17 protein-coding genes are annotated in these 16,567 nt (G+C 75.2%); 10 read left to right on the top strand and 7 right to left on the bottom strand.

The features are described from left to right. Positions 1-134 precede the first annotated feature (134 nt). A complete protein-coding gene (locus IE237_RS22635; protein WP_189803893.1) occupies positions 135-545 on the top strand; it encodes an STAS domain-containing protein in 411 nt (136 codons plus the stop codon). Here the strand turns inward: IE237_RS22635 and IE237_RS22640 are convergent. Beyond that, positions 476-1,189 (bottom strand): response regulator, encoded by a 714-nt coding sequence (locus IE237_RS22640; protein WP_189804010.1) that lies wholly within the window; start codon positions 1,187-1,189, stop codon positions 476-478. The two genes, IE237_RS22635 and IE237_RS22640, sit on opposite strands and share 70 nt — an antisense overlap. A 2-nt stretch (positions 1,190-1,191) precedes the next feature. After that, on the bottom strand, positions 1,192-2,517 hold the full coding sequence (locus tag IE237_RS22645; RefSeq protein WP_229842826.1) for a sensor histidine kinase: 1,326 nt from the start codon (positions 2,515-2,517) through the stop codon (positions 1,192-1,194). A 223-nt stretch (positions 2,518-2,740) separates the two neighbouring features. On the opposite strand from IE237_RS22645, the gene IE237_RS22650 reads away from it, so the two are divergent. The 5 genes from IE237_RS22650 to IE237_RS22670 all read left to right on the top strand — a co-directional run bounded on the left by IE237_RS22650 (position 2,741) and on the right by IE237_RS22670 (position 8,716). Beyond that, complete coding sequence (locus IE237_RS22650; RefSeq protein WP_189803894.1) at positions 2,741-3,442, top strand: ABC transporter ATP-binding protein; 702 nt, start codon at positions 2,741-2,743, stop codon at positions 3,440-3,442. Continuing rightward, positions 3,439-5,901, top strand: a complete 2,463-nt coding sequence (locus IE237_RS22655; protein ID WP_189803895.1) for an FtsX-like permease family protein — start codon at positions 3,439-3,441, stop codon at positions 5,899-5,901. The genes IE237_RS22650 and IE237_RS22655 overlap by 4 nt, the downstream gene beginning before the upstream one ends. Positions 5,902-5,958: 57 nt before the next feature. Beyond that, a complete protein-coding gene (locus IE237_RS22660) occupies positions 5,959-6,474 on the top strand; it encodes a PadR family transcriptional regulator (protein WP_189803896.1) in 516 nt (171 codons plus the stop codon). A 104-nt stretch (positions 6,475-6,578) separates the two neighbouring features. After that, positions 6,579-7,802: a DUF2306 domain-containing protein gene (locus tag IE237_RS22665; RefSeq protein WP_229842827.1), complete on the top strand. Its 1,224-nt coding sequence runs from the start codon at positions 6,579-6,581 to the stop codon at positions 7,800-7,802. After that, positions 7,799-8,716: a hypothetical protein gene (locus IE237_RS22670; protein WP_189803897.1), complete on the top strand. Its 918-nt coding sequence runs from the start codon at positions 7,799-7,801 to the stop codon at positions 8,714-8,716. Before IE237_RS22665 ends, IE237_RS22670 begins: the two co-directional genes overlap by 4 nt. 42 nt (positions 8,717-8,758) lie before the next feature. Here IE237_RS22670 and IE237_RS22675 read toward each other — a convergent pair whose 3' ends face one another. Together IE237_RS22675 and IE237_RS22680 are read right to left on the bottom strand one after the other, a co-directional pair. Further along, complete coding sequence (locus IE237_RS22675) at positions 8,759-9,301, bottom strand: GNAT family N-acetyltransferase (RefSeq protein WP_189803898.1); 543 nt, start codon at positions 9,299-9,301, stop codon at positions 8,759-8,761. A 53-nt stretch (positions 9,302-9,354) separates the two neighbouring features. Next, positions 9,355-9,903: a hypothetical protein gene (locus IE237_RS22680; protein WP_189803899.1), complete on the bottom strand. Its 549-nt coding sequence runs from the start codon at positions 9,901-9,903 to the stop codon at positions 9,355-9,357. Positions 9,904-10,031: 128 nt separating this feature from the next. On the opposite strand from IE237_RS22680, the gene IE237_RS22685 reads away from it, so the two are divergent. After that, a complete protein-coding gene (locus IE237_RS22685) occupies positions 10,032-10,610 on the top strand; it encodes an isochorismatase family protein (RefSeq protein ID WP_189803900.1) in 579 nt (192 codons plus the stop codon). An 18-nt stretch (positions 10,611-10,628) separates the two neighbouring features. On the opposite strand, the gene IE237_RS22690 is transcribed toward IE237_RS22685, so the two are convergent. Together IE237_RS22690 and IE237_RS22695 are read right to left on the bottom strand one after the other, a co-directional pair. Beyond that, positions 10,629-11,162: a carboxymuconolactone decarboxylase family protein gene (locus tag IE237_RS22690; protein ID WP_189803901.1), complete on the bottom strand. Its 534-nt coding sequence runs from the start codon at positions 11,160-11,162 to the stop codon at positions 10,629-10,631. 205 nt (positions 11,163-11,367) lie between these two features. Beyond that, complete coding sequence (locus IE237_RS22695) at positions 11,368-12,276, bottom strand: helix-turn-helix domain-containing protein (protein WP_229842828.1); 909 nt, start codon at positions 12,274-12,276, stop codon at positions 11,368-11,370. A gap of 49 nt (positions 12,277-12,325) precedes the next feature. On the opposite strand from IE237_RS22695, the gene IE237_RS22700 reads away from it, so the two are divergent. After that, positions 12,326-12,760, top strand: a complete 435-nt coding sequence (locus IE237_RS22700; RefSeq protein ID WP_229842829.1) for a DUF2000 domain-containing protein — start codon at positions 12,326-12,328, stop codon at positions 12,758-12,760. A gap of 26 nt (positions 12,761-12,786) precedes the next feature. Here the strand turns inward: IE237_RS22700 and IE237_RS22705 are convergent, their stop codons facing one another. Further along, entirely contained in the window at positions 12,787-14,235 is a 1,449-nt protein-coding gene (locus IE237_RS22705) for an aminotransferase-like domain-containing protein (protein WP_189803904.1), read from the bottom strand. Between the two features lie 165 nt (positions 14,236-14,400). On the opposite strand from IE237_RS22705, the gene IE237_RS22710 reads away from it, so the two are divergent. After that, on the top strand, positions 14,401-15,651 hold the full coding sequence (locus IE237_RS22710) for a Tm-1-like ATP-binding domain-containing protein (protein ID WP_189803905.1): 1,251 nt from the start codon (positions 14,401-14,403) through the stop codon (positions 15,649-15,651). 34 nt (positions 15,652-15,685) lie between these two features. Further along, complete coding sequence (locus IE237_RS22715; protein WP_229842830.1) at positions 15,686-16,519, top strand: phosphoenolpyruvate hydrolase family protein; 834 nt, start codon at positions 15,686-15,688, stop codon at positions 16,517-16,519. Positions 16,520-16,567: the final 48 nt, after the last annotated feature.

The following is a 16,567-nucleotide window of genomic DNA, read 5'->3' on the forward strand; positions in this document are numbered from 1 at the left end:
ACGCGCGTCCGAACGAGAGAAAGAGGGCCGGATGTTCACCGATTCAGGTGACAGCGGTCGAGGCGAAACGTCCCTCCCGACGGCGGGGCGGCCACGCTCGACGTGACACATGGAGCCACCCTGTGGAGCGTTCGATGCAGCTGATCCCCCGTCATGACCCGTACCTCGACGTCCGCTCGACCGGCGGTCGCACGGTCGCGGCCCTCCGGGGCGAGCTCGACCTCGTCCTGGTGCGGCACCTGCGGCCCGAGCTCGACGCCCTCGTCCGGGAGTCCGACGACCTGACCGTCGACATCCGGCGCCTCACCTTCTGCGACGCCACCGGCCTCGGACTCCTCGCCCACTGCGCCGGGCGCATGCACCGGCGCGGGGCGCGCTGGCGGCTCGTCTGCGACCAGCCGTGGATCCTGCGCCTGATCAGACTGACCGAGCTGAGCGACCTGCTCCGCCCCGAGGACGGGACGCCGTACCCCGCTCAGCCGGACGCGCTCGGCCCGGTGGTTCCGCTTCCGGCCGAGCCCGGGGTGACGAGACCCGTCTCGTAGGCCGCGATCACCGCCTGGGCCCGGTCGCGCAGCCGGAGCTTCTGGAGAATGCGGGCCACGTGCGTCTTCACCGTCGCCTCGCTCAGCCGGAAGCGCGCCGCCAGTTCGGCGTTGGTGTGGCCGCGCGCCAGGGCCTCCAGGACCTCCAGCTCGCGCGGCGTGAGCGTGGCCAGTTCGCGGTGCGGGGCGGTCGCCGGCCGGCCCGCTCCCGTACCGGTCGCGGCGAAGCGCTCCACCAGGCGGCGGGTAATCGCCGGGGCGAGCAGGGCGTCCCCGGAGCGGACGAGCCGGACCGCCGCCGTCAGGTGCTCGGGGGTGACGTCCTTGAGCAGGAAGCCGCTCGCGCCCGCCGCGAGCGCCGCGTACACGTACTGGTCGAGGTCGTACGTGGTGAGGACGACGATCCTCGGCGGCGCCGTCTCGTCCGCGAGGATGCGCCGCGTGGCCTCCAGGCCGTCCGTGCCCGGCATCCGGATGTCCATCAGGACCACGTCCGGCCGGGTCCTGCGGACCGCCGCCACCGCCGCGTCGCCGTCGGCGGCCTCCGCGACCACGTCGATGCCGTCGGCGGCGAGGATCATCCGGAAACCGGTCCGCACCAACGCCTGGTCGTCGACGATCACCACGCGCGGAGCGCCGGCCACGGTCACGGAACCTCCCACGGAATCACCGCACGGACCCGGTACCCGCCGTGCGGGCGGCTGCCCGCGTCGAGCGTACCGCCGTACACCGCGAGCCGTGCCCGCAGTCCCGGCAGCCCGCGGCCGCCGCCCGGCTCCGCCGTCCGCGGCCGGCGCCCGCCCGTGTCGGACACCTCCACCCGCAGCCGGTCCTCCCCGTACTCCACCGTCACCGACACGCACGCGCCCTCCGCGTGCCTCACCGCGTTCGTCAGCGCCTCCTGCACCACCCGGTACGCGGCGAGGTCGACACCCGCGGGCAGCTCCACCCGTGCGCCCCGCACCTCCACCTCCACCGGCACCCCCGAGGCGCGCACCCGGTCCGTCAGCTCCGTCAGCCGGTCCAGGCCGGGCTGCGGGGCGAGCTCCACGTCGACGGCAGGATCGGGACCGTCCACCGCCATCGTGAGCAGCCCCATCACGTGCCGCAGCTCCGACAGAGCCGTCCGCCCGGCCGCCTCCACCGCGAGCATCGCCTCCCGGGCCTGATCGGGGGAGGTGGCGAGGACCGTGCGCGCCGCACCGGCCTGAATCGTCATCATGCTCACGTTGTGGGTGACGACGTCGTGCAGCTCCCGGGCGATCCGGGCGCGCTCGGCCTCCACGGCCCGGCGCAGCGCCGCCTCCTGTTCCGCGCGCAGCGCCCGCTCCCGCTGCCGCCACAGATGGACGCCGTGCGAGGCGAGGGCGAGCGGGAGCAGGACGAGGACGGGCACCAGGTCGCTGTCGACGTCCGGGACCAGCGGGAAGACCGCGTAGAGCAGGACCCCGGCCAGCAGCGAGGCCGCCACGGACCTGCGGTGCGGGCTGTACATCGCCGCGCTGTACGCCGCGACGAGCCCCGAGGCGAACGTGACCCGCGTGGCGTCGTCGGCGGCGTCCCCGAGGTGGAGGACCACCGCGGCGACCGTCACCACCCAGTACACGGACAGCGGGAAGCGGCGCCGCAGCACCAGCGGCAGCGCGGTCAGCACCACCGCGACCGCCTCCCAGGCCTCCACCGGCGGCAGCACGTGCTCCACGGCCGGCACCGGGCGCGGGCCCGCCGGAACGCCCGGCAGGTCCGGGGGCGCGGGCGGCGTCGGGAGCTGCCCCGGCACCGGCGTCTTCGCCCCGGCCAGATCGGGCCGCAGCTCCACGTACGCGCGGTTCAGGTTCCCGACGATCGTGGCGACCGCCAGCGACAGCGCGAGCAGCCCGTCGGCCACCCACGCCCAACGGGACAGCGGGGGCGGCGCGCCGATGGCCCGCGACCCGCGCACCCGGCCCATGAATTCCTCGTACCTGCTCACCGGGGCAGTGTGCCAAGCGTGCCCGCCGGGGCGAATCGGCCCGCAGGACCAGGGCACCGTCCGCGCGGTGTACATCGCGCGGATGACCCGCCCGCGCCTCCGCCGCACACGGTACGGATCTTCGCCACCGCGGCCGACGCGCCGCCGGGCTGGCCGCTCCTAGCGTCGGCCGTGGCCCGGCCGGCCCCGACCGCACATCCCGACCCCAGCCCTGGAGGGCCCCATGACCCCATCCGAAGCGGAGCCCCTGATCGACCTGAGCGAGGTCGGCAGGACGTACGACGACGGGCCCGCGGCGCTCGCGGGACTGAACCTGCGGGTGGCGCGAGGAGAGGCGCTCGCCGTCCTCGGCCCCTCCGGCAGCGGCAAGTCGACCCTGCTCAACCTCCTCGCCGGACTCGACCGGCCGAGCACCGGCCACGTGACCGTGGACGGGCTGCGCGTCGACACGCTGAGCGAGACGGCCTCCGCCCGCTACCGGCGCGGGCGCGTCGGCATGGTCTTCCAGTTCTTCAACCTCCTCGACGACCTCACCGTCCTCGACAACGTGCTGCTCCCCGCCCAGCTGGCCGGCGCGGCGCGCGGCCGGGCGGCCGCGCGCGCCGCCGAACTCCTCGAACGGCTCGGCGTCGCCCGCCACGCGCGCGTGCGTCCCGGCCGTCTCTCCGGCGGCGAGCGGCAGCGCGTCGCCGTCGCCCGCGCCCTGATGAACCGGCCTCCGCTGCTCCTCGCCGACGAGCCCACCGGAGCCCTGGACTCCGCGTCCGGCGCGGACGTCCGCGACCTCCTGCGCGACCTCAACGCCGAAGGCCAGACGATCGTCCTCGTCACCCACGACCTCGCGCTCGCCGAGGCCTGCGCGACGCGCACGATCGAACTCGTCGACGGCCGCGTCACCCGCGACGTCCGGGCGGTGGCCCGATGAACGCGGTTCCCGTGCGGGGAAGCGGAAGGAGCGCCGACGGGGCCCTCGGCCGGACCGGCGCGCATCCCGCGAGCGACAGCGGAAGGAGCGGCGGGGGAGGGGCCCTCGGCCGGGTCGTGCGGGCCGGGGTCGGACGGCGCCGGACACAGACCGCCGTGATGGTCCTCACCACGCTGCTCTCCGTCGCCTCCGCCGTCCTGGCCCTCGGCCTCCTCGTCGCCTCCGGCGCGCCCTTCGACCGGGCCTTCGCCCGGCAGCAGGGCGCCCACCTGACCGTGCGGTTCGACGGTGCGGCCGTCACCCCGGAGCGGCTCGCCGCCACCGCCCGCGCGTCCGCAGTGGCCGCGGCCTCGGGCCCCTTCGCCGTCGCCTCCCTGCGCCTGAGCGCGGACCGGGCGGCCCCGCCCGGGTTCGCGCCGCCACCGCTCACGGTCGTCGGCCGCGCCTCCCCCGCAGGCCCCGTGGACGCGGTGACCCTCACGGAGGGCCGGTGGGCCACGGCACCCGGCGAGATCGTCCTGGAGCGCGGATCCGAACCGCCGAGCTCGGGCCCGGGGGCCCGGCTCACCTCCGGCGGCGTCACCCTCACGGTCGTGGGCATCGCCGAGTCGGTCGGCGAGAGCGCCGACGCCTGGGTCGTACCCGAGCAGCTCACGGCGCTCGCGGGTGGGCGACCCGCCGCGCTCCAGATGCTCTACCGACTCACCGCCGCCGGCACCGCCGACGAGGTGACGGCGGGACAGAAGGCCGTCACCGCCGCCGCGCCGGCCGGATCGGTCACCGGCACCCGTTCGTACCTCGACGTGCGGGAGACGGCGCGCGAGTCCACGGCCGCCTTCGTGCCCTTCGTCACCGCCTTCGCGCTCCTGGGCCTGGCGATGTCGGTGCTGGTGATCGGCATCGTGGTGAGCGGAGCGGTCGGCGCCGCGACGCGCCGGATCGGGATCCTCAAGTCCCTCGGCTTCACCCCGTTCCAGGTGGGACGCGCGTACGTGGCCCAGGCCCTGATCCCCGGCACGGTGGGTGCCGTGCTCGGCGTGGGCCTCGGCAACGCGCTCGCCGTGCCCCTCATGGCGGAGGTGGCCGAGGTGTACGGGACGACGGAGGTCCTCGTCCCCGTGTGGGTGGACCTCGTCGTACCGGCCGCCGCCCTGGCCCTCGTGGCCGCCACCGCCCTCGCCCCCGCCCTGCGCGCGGCCCGGCTGCCGACCGCGACGGTCCTCCGTGTCGGCCCCGCCGACGGCGGCGGCCGGGGCCACCGGATCCGCGGCCTGCTCGGGCGTCTGCCGCTGCCCCGGCCGGTGACCCTCGGCCTCGCCGCGCCCTTCGCCCGCCCCGCGCGGGCGGCGAGCACGGCAGCGGCGGTGACCTTCGGAGCCCTCGCGGTGACCTTCGCCGTGGGACTCGGCAGCACGCTCGTCGCCGTCAAGGCCGACGGCGATCCCGACCGGGGCGGCGACGTCACCGTCCGCACGGTCGCCCTCCCCCGGGGGAACCCCGACACGCCGGGCGGGGCAGTGCCCCTGCCCGGGAAGCCGGCCGATCCGGCCGCCGTGGCGGCGGTGATCGCCGGGCTCCCGGGGACGGACTCGGTGTACCGGACGGCCCGCGCGCAACTGGACGTGGCCGGGCTGAAGGGCGGCGCGCCCCTCGTCGCCTACGAGGGGGACACGGCCGGCAGCCGCCACACGATGGTCTCCGGCCGCTGGTTCGGGGCCACCGGGGAGGCCGTCGCGGCGACCCGCTTCCTGCGCGCCACCGGGGTCCGCGTCGGGGACGCGGTCACCCTCTCCGAACAGGGCCGCACGGTCCGCGTCCGGATCGTCGGCGAGGTCTTCGACCTCGGCGACGAGGGCATGACCCTGCGCACCGGAGCGGCGTCCGTCGCCGCGCTCCGGGCCCGCCACCAGCCCGCCGACTTCGCCGTGACCGTCACCGCCGGCACCGACGCGGCACGCTACGCGGAGCGCCTCGACGCCGCCGTGCGACCGCTCGGAGCCGAGGCCGCCGTCACCGGGGAGAGCAAGTCGAGCGTCATCCGGGCCATGCAGGCCCTGATCGTCATGCTCACCCTGATGCTGGTCGTCGTCGCCTGCCTCGGGGTGCTCAACACCGTGGTCCTCGACAGCCGCGACCGCGTCCGTGACCTGGGCGTCTTCAAGGCCCTGGGGATGACCCCGCGGCAGACCGTCGCGCAGGTCCTCACCTCCGTCGGCGCCATCGGTCTCGTGTCGGGCCTCGTCGGAGTGCCGCTCGGCGTGGCTCTCCACGGCGCCGTGATGCCCGCGATGGGCCGCGCGGTCGGCACCACGATCCCGCCCGCCGACATCGACGTGTACGGCACGCCGCTGCTCGTGCTCCTCGCGACGGCGGGTGTCGTGATCGCGACGGCCGGCGCGCTGCTCCCGGCGGGCTGGGCGGCCCGGACGGCCACGGCGCGGGCGCTGCGGGCGGAGTAGCGGGGGAGAGGGGTTCGCCCCGGTCCCCGCCCCGACCCGCCGCGATACGGTCGCCGCATGTCTGAAGTCCGGTTGACCACGCCCTCCTACCTCGTGCTCGGCATCATCGACAAGCTGGGCGAGGCCAGTCCGTACGACGTGAAGGTGGAGGCCGCGCGGACGGTGGCCCCGTTCTGGTCCATGCCGCACGCGCAGGTGTACGCGCAGTGCGACCGGCTTCTGGAGGGGGGGCTGCTGTCGGAGGTGCGGCAGCCGGGGGGCCGCAACCGGCGCCTGATGAGCCTCACGGAGGAGGGGGCGGCGGCCCTGCGCGGCTGGCTGGCCGACCCCGCCTTCGTCCCGGTCGAGGCGCGCGAACGGGGCATCCTCAAGCTGTGGTTCGGGGCCAGCCCGCGCGTCCACGCCCCGGTCCAGATCGACGAGCACCGCAGGACCCTGGACGAGTACGAGGGACTGGCCCACGACGTGGGCGAGTTGCTGACGCGCGGGCAGCGCGAGGCGCTGGAGTTCGGCATCCGGTACGAGCGGATGATGGTCGACTTCTGGCAGTGGGTGGAGAGCCGCGAGCCCTGAGGCCCTGGTCGACGACGCGTTGTTACCGACCGGTTGACCCCGGTCGCCGCCGGCCCTACCTTCCTCCATAGTCCAGACAGGACTATCGAGGAAGAGGTGTCGCCATGAGGCGTCCGACCGGCACGCGTTGGGGATGGGGGAGGACGGCCACCGTCGCGGTGACCGTGGTCTGCCTCGCGTACGCGCCGATCGCCATGACCGAGCTCTGGCCGTACGCGAGGCCGGGAGCACCCGCGCCCGGCGAGTGGCTCCTCGGCCGTTCCGTCTCCCCCGAGTTCGTGGCCGAGGCCGTGCGCGACCGGATGGGACCGTACGGGCGCAGCCTGGTCCCCCTGATCGTGCACTCGGTCCTGGGCGGCCTCCTCATGATCCTCGGCCCCGTCCAACTGCTCTCCGCCGTCCGGCGCCGCATCCGGCTGCACCGGATCGCCGGGACCGTCTTCGCCGTGACGGTGTACGTGTCGATGGCGGGCGCCGCCCTCTACCTGGTGCGCACCCCGCCGGCGGAGGCCTTCAGCGGGGCCGCGTTCTGGATCGTCCTCGCCACCATCCTGGCCGGCACCGTCGGCAGCGTGACCTTCGGCGTCCTCGCCGCCGTCCGCGGCTTCCCGGACCTCCACCAGCGCTGGATGCTGCTCTGCTACGGCTTCCTGATGACCGCTCCGCTGCTGCGCGTCGAATGGGGCCTGCTGCCCTCGCTCTACCCCGGGCTCGACCTCCGTGACATCAACCGCGTCGCGATCATGCACCTCGGCGCGCTCGTCTCCTTCGGCGCGCTCCTCGCCTCCCGCGCCCTCGACCGGCGTACCGACGTCCCCGGTCTGACCGGCACCTGGTGCCCCCTCCCGGTGCGGGTCGTCACCCATCTCGCGGGCGTGGCGGGCCTGGTGTGGATCACGGCGGCGTTCCTCGACGAGGGAACCGCCGGGCGGCGACTGCTCCTCGCGTACCTCGTCCCGTACGCCGTGACGTACGCCGTCATCGCGGCACGGGCCGCACGCGCCGGCTCCCGGGGCGCCCACTGGGCGCGCGAGGAGTGGTCGCTGCACCTCGCCGCCCTGTGCCTGGCCCCCGCCTTCTCGGCGGTGACCGTGCCCGTGCTCGAACGGACCCTGGGCCTCGACCGGATCACCGCCCTCGTCGCGGGCGTCGGCATCGGCTGCGGCATGCTCGCCTACGCGGCCGTCACCGTGGTGAGCCTGAGGATCCTCCACGCCCGTGAACTCCTGAAACGGCAGGGGGATGTCGCGGACCGTCCGACGAGCGCGGCGCCGCCCGCGGCGACAGCGGTCGTCGCGGGCCCGGCCCGGGAAGGAGCCCAGGGATGAGCATCGCTCCGCAGGAGACGGACAGGAGCGCCGGAACCCCCGACGGCCGTGCGCTGTCGCCCGCCGTCGTGGTCCTGAGCGGCGTCGTCGGAGGCATCAGCGCCACCGTGGGCACCCTGCTCGCCGTGGCGGGCCTGACCGGGCACGCGGCGGGCGCCTGGGTCTCGCCCGAGGCGCTGAGCCCCGGCCTCGTCGGGGCGGCCATGGCGGGCGTGGCGCCCGCGCTGTTCACCGTCGGCCGGGCCCGGGTCTGGGAGGAGGTCCGGTGCCTGGTGCTGCCGCTCGCGATCGTCCTCGTCGGCCTGTTCACGGTCACCCTGCTGAACGCCGGCACGCTCCAGGCCGTACGGGGCGGCCCGCTGTTCCTCGCCCTGTTCAGCCTCGGCTGGGTCGCCACCCTGGGCGTCCTCGCCCTCGCCGCGGTCGGCTGCCTGGCCGCGCAGTACCGCAGACGGCCCGCGGGCGCGGGGACGGAAGCGCGCCGCCCGGCCGTCCCGCTGCCCGCCTGGTCGAAGCCGCCGCTCGCCGTGCTCGGCTCGGGATGGCTCGGCATCGGCGCGGGTCTGCTGTTCTTCCCCGCCTTCTGGGGCGCCCTGCTCCCGTGGACGGTGAACCGCGCCGACGCGCAGGGCCTCGGCGTGTGGGCGCTCGCCCTCGGGGTCGGCGTCCTCGGCTCCCTGGTGGAGGACGACCTGGCCCGTATCCGCCCCGCCCTGGGGGCCGTTCCGGCGGTGGCCCTCGCGCTCGCCGTGGTCCTCGCCGTCCGTTCCTCCGCGGTCGACTGGACCTCGGGTCCCGGCGCCGCCCTCGCCACGCTCGTCGCCGGACTCCTCGTCACGGGCGTCTCGGGCCGGTGGCTGCTCGCCCGGGCCACCCGGAGGGCCGAGGACGGAGCGCCGGGGGAGGACGGCTGACCAGGGCCTGTCCGGCGGATCGCGGCCGGGGCCGCGCAGGCCCTAGCCCTTCGCGTCCGGCGTCCATTCGCTCGCCAGGAGACCGAGCAGCACCTCGTCGAGGAACTCGCCCAGCACCCAGGCCGAGGAGCGGAGGACGCCCTCGCGGACGAAGCCGTTGCGCTCGGCCGAGCGCAGCATCGCGGTGTTGTCCGCCAGGGTCTCGATCTGCAGCCGCTGCAGACCGCGCACGATGAAGCCGTAGTGGCAGAGGACCGCGACCACGTCCGTGCCGTAGCCCTTGCCGCGGGCGGAGGGGAGCAGCCCGAGGCCGATGTGCGCGGACCGGCTGTGGTGGTCGATGCCCCAGAGCGTCGCGGTGCCGACCAGGGTGCCGCCCTCCGACTCCACGACGGAGAAGGGGACGTTCCGCTCGTCGGTGTCGTCCACCACGAGCCGTGGATCCTTCGAGCCGGGCGTGATCGGCCGCCAGGGCCCGCTCTCGGCCCGCGAGCCGTTGACCACGTCGTCGTAGAGCTCGGTCCGCAGGATCGGGATGTCGTCCTCGTGCCGGGCCCGGAGCCCGACGGTGCTACCTCTCGGCATGCGGGCTCCCTGTCCGACGGCGCCGGCCACGGCAAACGGATAACCGCGGATGCTCACGGCCGCCAGCGCGGTGCCCCGTCGTCCGGGGTGTCCGGGCTCCCGAAGTGGAAGGGCACCGAGAGGTGTTCGGCCAGGGCCCGGCCGGCCGCCCCGGCGGCGGTGGCCTCCGGATGGAGCGCCCTCTCGTCCCGCGCGTCGCCCAGGTACCGTACGGCCGTCTCCCGGTAGACCGTGGCGAGAGGGTGCTCGCCCGCGGGCTCGGCGGAGACGGCGAGGAGGATCACGAACCAGTCGTGGACCGTGTCGCCGTCCCAGACCGCCTCGATCGCGACCACCGAACCGGGGCAGCCGGAGGCCCGTGCGGCCAGGGACTCCAGGTCGAGGGGGCTCAGCGGGGTGCGCGCGATCCGGTCGCCGTGGTGGAGGTACCGCGCGTGGACGACCTCCTCCGCCTCGTGCAGCCCCAGACCGCGGCCCCGGCAGGTCTGCCAGACGATCCGCACCGCCTGGAACCTGGCGTCCTGGAGGACGTACCCGTCGACCTGACCGCGAATGCCGTCCGGCAGCAGCTCCCACCACTCGGACGTCGTCGACTCGGCCACGTGGATCCTCCCTTGTCCTGGCCCGTGAGCGTACCCGCAGGTCCGGGGCGTGCGCACGCGGGTTCTCCGCCCCTCCGGCGGGGCGAAATCCCGTGGCGGGCGGGGCCGGTGGGAGTGATGATGACCGGATGACCCAGCGCGTTGAGCCCGTGGATGCCCTCATCGTCGTCGACGTGCAGTCGGCCTTCGTCACCGGCGAGGGGGCCGTGCCGGCCGCCGGCCGGCTCGTCGACCGGACGACCGATCTGATCGCCCGCGCCCGGCGGGACGGGGCGTTCATCGCCCACCTGCAGAACGACGGGCCGCCCGGCTCCGACGACGAACCGCACACGCCCGGCTGGGAGCTCCACCACCCCGTCGCCCCCGGACCCACCGAGGTCGTGATCCGCAAGCCCTATGACGACGGGTTCGAGGAGACCGCGCTCGGCACGGTCCTCACGGACGCGGGGGTCCGGGCGCTGGCCGTCTGCGGCGTCATGTCGGAGATGTGCGTGCAGGCGACGGCCCGTACGGCCCTGGCGCTCGGCTACCGGGTCGTCGTCCCGCACGACGCCCACGCCACCCAGGACATCCCGGCGGCACCGGGCATCGCCGAGGCCGTCCCGGCCGCGACGGTCTCCCGCGTCGCGGCGTACGCCCTCGGCAGCGACGCCGAGACCACCGTGCCCGCCGCCGCCGTCACGTTCACGGCCCCGTCGGCCTCCTGAGGCGTTCCCTCGCCCCTCTCAGTCCTCCTCCTGGTCCGGCTGGATGCCCGCGAGGAGGTTGAAGGCGCCGGTGAGGAGGTTGAGGGTGACCACCCCGACCACCTCCGCGATCACGCGGTCGCTCCAGCCGTGTGCCCGGACCTCCCGGACGTCCTCGTCGGACAGGGAGCCCGGTTCGGCGAGGACCCGGAGCGCGAGGCCGATCAGGGCGGCCTCGCGCGGGTCGGTCGAGGTGCCCTGGCGGGCGAGTCCGATGTCGGTCGCGGTCAGTCCCGCCGCGCGGCCGGCCTCGATGTGCGCCTCGCGGCAGGTGCCGCAGCCGATCCACTCCTGGACGGCGAGCGACAGCTTCTCGCTCAGGGCGCGCGGGATCCTCACCCGCTTCATGGCGCGCGAGAGGCCGAGATAGCCGTCGAGCAGCGCGGGCGAGTGCGCCATCGTGGACACCATCTCGCCGACGGAGCCGTGCCGTTCGACGAGGTCGGTCAACAGCTCGCGTGCGCGTCCGGGTGCCTGCTCGGGGGTGAGCGCGGGCAGTCGTCTCGTGGTCATGGAACCCCTCCTCTGGATACCCTTGGGGGGTATAACGCTGGAGGGTGGGGAGGGGTTCCCGGGGCGCCTTGGGCGTCTGAGGGGTCCGAGGGAACTCGTCCACCGCCTGCGGCAACAGGCCCGGGACCGAGCGCAGTTCCTCCCGGACGTCCGGGTGCGCGAGGAGGACGCGCACCGCCTTGCCGATCAGCCCTTGTCCACTCGGTCAGCCATCCGCTCCCCGCTCGCTCCCCCGGGCTCCCCGGTGTTCGGGGTGCGGCCGGAGGGTCGGCGTCGGCAGGGCGTGCGGCGGGGCGGCGGGGACGGGCCGCCGCGCGCGGGCGAAGCGTCCGGGGGTGGTGCCCACGATCCGTCTGAACGAGCGGTTCAGATGCGACTGGTCGTAGAAGCCGGTCGCGGCCGCCACCTCGACCGGCGGCCGTCCGTCCAGCAGCAGCCGCCGGGCCCGGTCGATCCGGCGGGCCGTCAGGTACTGGTGCGGCGCGATGCCGAAGGCGCCGCTGAACGCCCGTACGAGATGCGCGGGGTGGGCGTGGAGCAGCAGGGCGGCCTCGTCCAGGGTGACGCCCTCGACGAGGCGCGCGTCCAGGAGCTCCCGCAGACCGTGTGCCAGGCCGGGATCGGCGCCACGCGCGGGCGTGACGAGCCGGGGCCGCAGATGGCCGCGCAGCCGGTCGCCGATCAGGGCGAGGCGGCTCTGCGCCTCCAGTTCGTCACCGGGCTCCGCGAGCGCGGTGTGCAGCTGCCCGACGCGCCGCCGCAGCAGCGGGTCGACCAGGTCGGGCGCGTCCACCGCCGGACCGATGAGGCTCTCGTCCAGCTGGGTCAGGTCCAGGTAGAGGACCCGCTTCCGGAAGCCGTCGGAGGTGGCGGGCGAGCCGTTGTGCGGGACCTGCGGCGGGAGCAGGGACACCGTGTCGCCGGGAGTGCCGCGCTCGTGCCGGTCGAGGTCGTAGCGGACCGCGCCGTCGTCGACGATGAGCAGCGTCCACACGTCGTGCACGTGCATCGGGTACGCGTGTTCGGTGAAACGGGCGTGGAACACCTCCACGACACCCGGCACGCCCGGGCGCCACGCCGAGACCTCCTGCCGGGTCACCGTGCGGGCCACCATGCAAGAAATGTACAAGACCGCGCGGCGGGCCCGGCGGCAGTCTCGGACCATGACGACCACCGACCACACGCCCGTACGTTTCGACACGAAGATCGCCGTGCTGCTGCGCGAGGACCTGGAGACCTGGCAGCGGCTGAACGTGACGGCCTTCCTGGTCAGCGGCCTCGGCACGGAGCTCCCCGAGGTGATCGGCGAGCCGTACGCCGACGCGGACGGCACCCCTTACCTGCCGATGTTCCGACAGCCCGTCCTGGTCTTCGAGGGGGCCGAGGAGACGCTGACCGCCGCGCACGGCCGGGCCCTCTCCCGCGGGCTGCCCCGCGCCGTGTTCACCACCGACCTCTTCACCACCGGCAACGACCGGGACAACCGCGCGGCCGTACGGGCCGTCGGCGCGGGAGAGCTCGATCTGGCGGGGCTCGCCGTGTACGGGCCGCGCAACGCCGTCGACAAGGTGCTCAAGGGGGCCCGGATGCACCCCTGAGCGGGCGCCCGGGCTCCGCGCCCCCGTCAGCCGGCCGCGCGCTCCGCGCACTCCAGGAGGGTGGGCAGCGCGGCGGCCAGCGCCTCCGTCCCGTGCGCGTACGGCAGCCTCAGCCGGTCCCGGAAGCCGTCCACCGGCGAGAACGCCGCCCCGGGGACGACCGACACCCCGTGCCGCCGCGCCAGCTGGGCGAGGGCCTCCGTGTCGGCGCCGGGGATCCGCACCCACAGGGCGGGGCCGCCCGCCGGCCTGGTCCACTCCCAGTGCGGGGCCGCCCCGCGCACCAGGGCCTCGGCCGCGTCCCGCTGCCCCCGCAGCTCGGCCCTGCGCCGGGCGCGGGCCTCGGGCAGCCGGTCGAGGAGGCGGACGGCGACGAGCTGGTCCATCACCGAGCAGGCCAGGTCCACCGAGGTCTTGATCTTCGCGAGCCGGGCCACGACCTGCGGCGAGGACCGCACCCAGCCCACCCGCAGCCCGCCCCAGAACAGCTTCGAGAGGGTCCCGACGGTGACCGTCGAGCCCATCGGGAGGCCGGCCACGAGCGGAACCGGGGCGCCGGCCCCGTCGCTCCCCCCGTCCCCCAGGGCGAGTTCGGCGCAGGCCGTGTCCTCGACCGTGAAGAGCTCATGCTCCGCGAGGACCCGCCGCCACTCCCGGCGCGCCGCGCCGCCGAGGGTGCGTCCGGTCGGATTGTGGACCGTCGGCTGGAGGTACACGAGCCGCGGCCGCCCGTGGGCGCAGAGCCGCCGCAGCTCCGCCGGACCCGTCCCGCCCGCGCCGCCTTCCGCCCCGTCCCCGCCGACCGGGACGAGACGGGCGCCCCGGGCCCGCAGGGCCTCCAGGGCTCCCCGGTAGGTGGGGTCCTCCACGACCACCGTGTCGCCCGGCTCGACCAGCGCCTGCGCCACCAGCCACACCGCCTGCTGCGAACCCGAGGTCACCAGGATCTGCTCCGCATCCGTCGCCACCCCCGCCGCCCGGTAGTACGCGGCGATGCCCTCCCGCAACGCGGGAATCCCGTACGGGTGGTAGCCGTCGTCCCCGAGCAGTCCGCCCAGGTCGCCGTGGGTCAGCGCCCCGACGGCCTCGCCGACCGCGTCGAGCCCGGGCAGCGCCCCGCTCGACAGGTCCGCGGTGCCGGAGCCTCCCGACCGCGCGCTGAAGCTCACGAGCCGGCCCTCGGCGACGTACCGGTCGAGCGCGCCCGACCCGCGCAGCCGCGAGCCGCTGCCGCGCACGCTCTCCAGCCACCCCTCGCCCTCCAGGAGCCCGTACGCGGCCGTCACGGTGGACCGGCTCACCCCCAGCACCAGGGCCAGTTCGCGCTGCGAGGGCAGCACGCTGCCGCCGGGCACGTCCCCGCGCTCGGCCAACTCCCGCAGCGCGTCCGCGAGCCGCCGTGGCAGCGGGCCCGCACCCTCCGACGACCAGCCGGTGAGGAGTCGGGACAGACGGGTCGAAGCAATCCTGGCCATGACACCCATCCTGCTGCACGGCTCCCGCTCGGCGATCTCCACGACGCAGGCCAATCCGCCCCGACTGGTCGTTGTCGTCGCAGGTCACCCGACGGAGGATCGACACCGGCGGGACCGGGGCACGGGACCGGGACACGGGTACGGGACCGGGAGAAGGGTGAGGGCATGGCGACCGTCGTGCTGGTCGGCACACTGGACACCAAGGGGGAGGAGTACGCCTGGCTGCGCGAGCGGCTCAGGGAGTACGGCAGCGAGGTCCTCCTCGTCGACACCGGGATCCTGCCGCCGCCGGCCCACGCGCCGGCGGCCGACGTCCCCGCCGACGTCGTCGCGCGGGCCGCGGGACACGACCTGGCGCGGCTCAGGGCCGCCGGGGACCGCGGCGCGGCCGTCACCGCCATGGCGCAGGGCCTCAGCAGGATCGTCGTCGACCTCTACCGCAAGGGAAAGCTGCACGCCGTGCTCGCCGCGGCCGGCAGCGGCGGCTCCGCGATCGCCGCCCAGGCCATGCGGGCGCTGCCCATCGGCGTGCCGAAGGTGCTCGTCAGCACCATGGCCGGGGGTGACGTCGCCCCGTACGTCGACAGCAGCGACCTCACCATGATGTACAGCGTCGTCGACATCTCCGGGCTCAACTCGGTGTCCTGCCAGGTCCTCGGCAACGCCGCCGCGGCCGCCGCGGGCATGGCCCGCCGCCACGAGCGCAACCACGACGAGTCCGCCGGCCGGGGACGGCCGGTCGTCGCGGCCACCATGTTCGGCGTGACCACCCCGGCCGTCGACACGGCCCGCGCCCGGCTCGCCGAACTCGGCTACGAGGTCCTCGTCTTCCACGCCACCGGCGCCGGCGGCCGGGCCGTCGAGAAGCTCGCCCGGGACGGCATGCTCGACGGCGTCCTCGACCTGACCACCACCGAGCTCGCCGACGAGCTCGTCGGCGGCGTGCTCAGCGCGGGCCCGTCCCGGCTCACCGCCGCCGGCGCCATGGGCATCCCGCAGGTCGTCGCCCCCGGAGCGCTCGACATGGTCAACTTCGGGCCGGTCGCGACCGTCCCCGAGCGCTTCACCGAACGGCACCTGCTCGTCCACAACGCGACGGTCACCCTGATGCGGACCACCGCACCCGAGATGGCCGACCTCGGCACCGTCATGGGCCGCAAACTCCGCACCGCGCGCGGCCCCGCCGAGGTCTTCTGGCCGCTGCGCGGCGTCTCCGCCGTGGACGTGGCCGACGGGCCCTTCGAGCACCCGGAGGCGAACCGCGCCGGGCTCGACGCGCTGCGCGCCGCCGTCCGGGGCGGCGAGGTCCGCGTCCACGAACTCGACGCGCACGTGAACGACCCCTCCTTCGCGGTCGCCATGGCCGACCGCCTCCACCAGCTGATCACCGAGGACGCCCGCCGCGCCACCCACTGAGACACGGCGCAGACACCGAGGAGCGAACACCACCGTGAACACCATCAGCCGTCAGGACGTGCTCGACCGGCTGCGCGCCCAGGTCGCCGCGGGCCGCCCGATCGTCGGCGCGGGCGCGGGAACCGGCCTCTCCGCCAAGTGCGCCGAGGCCGGCGGGGTCGACCTGCTGATCCTCTACAACTCCGGCCGCTACCGGATGGCCGGGCGCGGCTCGCTCGCCGGTCTCCTCCCGTACGGCGACGCCAACGCGATCGTCCAGGACATGGCCCGCGAGGTGCTGCCCGTGGTCCGCGACACCCCCGTCCTCGCCGGCGTCTGCGGCACCGACCCCTTCCGGCGCATGGACCTCTTCCTCGACGAGCTCAAGGCCATGGGCTTCGCGGGGGTGCAGAACTTCCCCACGGTCGGCCTGTACGACGGCACCTTCCGGGTCAACCTGGAGGAGACCGGCATGGGGTACGGCCTGGAGGTCGACATGGTCCGCGCCGCCCACGAGCGCGACCTGCTCACCGCCCCGTACGTGTTCGATCCGCAGCAGGCCGCCGACATGGCTGCCGCAGGAGCCGACGTCCTGGTGCCGCACGTCGGGCTCACCACCAAGGGGTCCATCGGCGCGGGCACGGCCATGACGCTCGACCAGGCCGCCGCGGCCGTCCAGGAGATGCACGACGCGGCCAAGCGGGTGAACCCCGACATCCTCGTGCTCTGCCACGGCGGACCCATCGCCGAACCCGAGGACGCCCGCCACGTCCTGGAGCACACCACCGGCGTCGTCGGCTTCTTCGGGGCGTCGTCGATCGAGCGCCTGCCCACGGAGCGGGCCATCACCGAACAGACCCGCGCCTTCAAGGCCCTCGCCACCGGCTGAGACCGCTGTCGGTGCCGTGCCGTACAACTGAGAGCGGGGCAGGAGCGG

Source organism: Streptomyces tanashiensis (assembly GCF_014648895.1).
Taxonomy (GTDB): domain Bacteria; phylum Actinomycetota; class Actinomycetes; order Streptomycetales; family Streptomycetaceae; genus Streptomyces; species Streptomyces tanashiensis.

Coding starts and splice junctions, on each gene's coding strand:
- IE237_RS22635 (WP_189803893.1), top strand. CDS start 135: ATGCAGCTGATCCCCCGTCATGACCCGTACCTCGACGTCCGCTCGACC.
- IE237_RS22650 (WP_189803894.1), top strand. CDS start 2,741: ATGACCCCATCCGAAGCGGAGCCCCTGATCGACCTGAGCGAGGTCGGC.
- IE237_RS22655 (WP_189803895.1), top strand. CDS start 3,439: ATGAACGCGGTTCCCGTGCGGGGAAGCGGAAGGAGCGCCGACGGGGCC.
- IE237_RS22660 (WP_189803896.1), top strand. CDS start 5,959: ATGTCTGAAGTCCGGTTGACCACGCCCTCCTACCTCGTGCTCGGCATC.
- IE237_RS22665 (WP_229842827.1), top strand. CDS start 6,579: ATGAGGCGTCCGACCGGCACGCGTTGGGGATGGGGGAGGACGGCCACC.
- IE237_RS22670 (WP_189803897.1), top strand. CDS start 7,799: ATGAGCATCGCTCCGCAGGAGACGGACAGGAGCGCCGGAACCCCCGAC.
- IE237_RS22675 (WP_189803898.1), bottom strand. CDS start 9,301: ATGCCGAGAGGTAGCACCGTCGGGCTCCGGGCCCGGCACGAGGACGAC.
- IE237_RS22685 (WP_189803900.1), top strand. CDS start 10,032: ATGACCCAGCGCGTTGAGCCCGTGGATGCCCTCATCGTCGTCGACGTG.
- IE237_RS22690 (WP_189803901.1), bottom strand. CDS start 11,162: ATGACCACGAGACGACTGCCCGCGCTCACCCCCGAGCAGGCACCCGGA.
- IE237_RS22695 (WP_229842828.1), bottom strand. CDS start 12,276: ATGGTGGCCCGCACGGTGACCCGGCAGGAGGTCTCGGCGTGGCGCCCG.
- IE237_RS22700 (WP_229842829.1), top strand. CDS start 12,326: ATGACGACCACCGACCACACGCCCGTACGTTTCGACACGAAGATCGCC.
- IE237_RS22705 (WP_189803904.1), bottom strand. CDS start 14,235: ATGGCCAGGATTGCTTCGACCCGTCTGTCCCGACTCCTCACCGGCTGG.
- IE237_RS22710 (WP_189803905.1), top strand. CDS start 14,401: ATGGCGACCGTCGTGCTGGTCGGCACACTGGACACCAAGGGGGAGGAG.